Annotated in this window: 5 protein-coding genes; all 5 read right to left on the bottom strand. The window is 68.4% G+C overall.

All coding sequences use genetic code 11. The annotated features are described in order from the left end of the window. On the bottom strand, positions 1-542 hold a 542-nt coding region (locus tag Q0588_RS03130), incomplete at its 3' end, for a PhoD-like phosphatase N-terminal domain-containing protein (RefSeq protein ID WP_298743689.1). Between the two features lie 52 nt (positions 543-594). Continuing rightward, positions 595-981 (bottom strand): DUF305 domain-containing protein, encoded by a 387-nt coding sequence (locus tag Q0588_RS03125; RefSeq protein WP_298743687.1) that lies wholly within the window; start codon positions 979-981, stop codon positions 595-597. Next, positions 978-1,238, bottom strand: coding sequence for a DUF2442 domain-containing protein (locus Q0588_RS03120; RefSeq protein ID WP_298743685.1), 261 nt, complete (start codon positions 1,236-1,238; stop codon positions 978-980). Before Q0588_RS03120 ends, Q0588_RS03125 begins: the two co-directional genes overlap by 4 nt. Before the next feature lie 59 nt (positions 1,239-1,297). Then, entirely contained in the window at positions 1,298-1,462 is a 165-nt protein-coding gene (locus tag Q0588_RS15995; RefSeq protein ID WP_366872542.1) for a DUF4160 domain-containing protein, read from the bottom strand. A 3-nt stretch (positions 1,463-1,465) separates the two neighbouring features. Next, a partial coding sequence (locus Q0588_RS03115) for an AIR synthase-related protein (protein WP_298743683.1) occupies positions 1,466-1,926 on the bottom strand: 461 nt, incomplete at its 5' end.

Genomic DNA, 1,926 nt, shown 5'->3' with positions numbered 1-1,926 from the left:
TAGCAGTAGACGAAGTCGAAATCCTCGGCCGCCGCCTTGCGGTGGGCGGTGTAGAAGCCCTGCTCATAGGCCTGGCAGCCCAGCACGCCGAACCGGGCCCGGGCCACTGCGGCGCCCGCCGCCGGCGCCGTCTTCGCACGCCCTGAAGGGGTGCGTTCGGAGCCGGCAGTGAAGCGATAGAAATAGTCCCGGCCGGGCTCCAGCCCGGTGATCTCGACATGGACGGCGTGGCCCAGTTCGGGTCGGGCGATCGCCTCGCCGCTCCGCGCCACGCTGGAAAAGCCGCGATCCGTTGCGACCTCCCACTTCACCGGCACCGGCGCCGACGGCATGCCGTGGCCGATCTCGAGCGGGCGGGGGGCCAGTCGGGTCCAGATGACGAAGCCGTCAGGGGCCGGATCGCCGGCGGCGATGCCCAGCTGGAACGGGTATTCGGCGAACACCGGATCAGCCAGGGCCTGACGACCTGAGCCCAGGGTGACGCTCCCGGCGCCCAGCGCCAGCAGCATTCCCCGGCGGGAGACGGAATCGAGCGAGAGCATGCGGACCTCCGGGCTGCGAAGATCCTGACCTAGCCCGGAAATGTGACGCCCGTCACGGGGTGGGTTGGGCAGCAGGCCGCCAGGCCTGCATCTCGGCGATCTCGCGCGTCTGGGCGTCCTTGACGGCCCGGGCCATTCGGCGGATTTCCGGGTCGCGCGACCGGGCGAGGGCGACATCGGCCATGGCCACGGCGCCCCGGTGGTGTTCGATCATCCTGGCGATATAGGCCTCGTCCGCAGTCCCGCCGGACGCCGTGCCCACGGTCGTCGTCACCTCGCCCTCCCTGACCGTCGCGGCGTGGTTGGCGGCCGAGACGTCGCGCAAGGCCTGCCGGACCGGGTCGCCGCCGCCGTCGCAGGCGGCCAGGGCCAGTGAAAGTGTGGCGAAAACAATGAAACGCGTGATCGGACCGGTCGTCAGGGTCCATTTCCATCTCAAGCGGCGGTTGCGGGTCGCTTGGTCATGTCGCCACGCCCGGCGATCAATCCCGCGACCGAGATGTCCTCGTCGATCTCTTCCCAATGCAGGCCGGACGGGCTGAGCCAGACATCGGCGCGCTGTTTCGGGGTGGCCTGAAGCAGCCGCGGATACCATGCCAGAGGGATGCCGAGCAGGCGACCGTCGGACAGTTCCACGAGCATACGGTGCTCATCGAACGATACTCGTTCGGGCCTAGCCGTTTCCAAAGAACTCATTCCAGTGTCGTTCGATAAGATCGCGGTTGGCGTCCACGATGCGCGAGATCGCGCATATCTCACTCAGTATAGCCGATTTTTCGCGCCAAGCGAACGGCCGGGTTCAGCCAGAATTTGGCCTCGCATCCGGGTTCGGACACATGGATATGCACCGGCTCGCGCGGTGTGCCTTCATCCGAATAGAAGTGAAACTTTCGCCCTCGATCACGGAAGACGACGGGCACGGATCAGCCCTCCATCCAGCCGGGCATCCAGCCTTCGTGCATCTCGCGCAGGTGATCCAGCGGCAGGCGGAACAGCTCGCCCGAGGCGAAGTCGCGGCCCCTGGCCCGGCCGACCACCGAGGCGTGCAGGCCGGCGGCCTGGGCCGCGGCGATGATGCCGGTCGCGTCCGGCACGGCGACCAGGTAACGGGCCTGATCCTCTCCGAAGAGCAGGATGTGGGCGTGGCTGGCCGAGGTGGCGTCCAGCTCAACGCCGCAGTCGGACGCCAGGGCCAGGTCCGCCGCCGCCCCGATCAGGCCGCCGTCCGACAGGTCGTGGACACAGGTCAGGTCGCCTGCCTCGATCAGGTCGCGCACGAAGTCGCCGGTCTTGCGTTCCAGCGCCAGATCGACCGGCGGCGGCGCGCCGTCCTCGCGGCCGAGAACCTCGCGCAGATAGATCGATGAGCCCAGTTCGCCGACGG

The organism is uncultured Brevundimonas sp. (assembly GCF_937870815.1).
Lineage (GTDB): Bacteria > Pseudomonadota > Alphaproteobacteria > Caulobacterales > Caulobacteraceae > Brevundimonas.
This window is presented reverse-complemented; position numbering and strand designations above follow the sequence as displayed.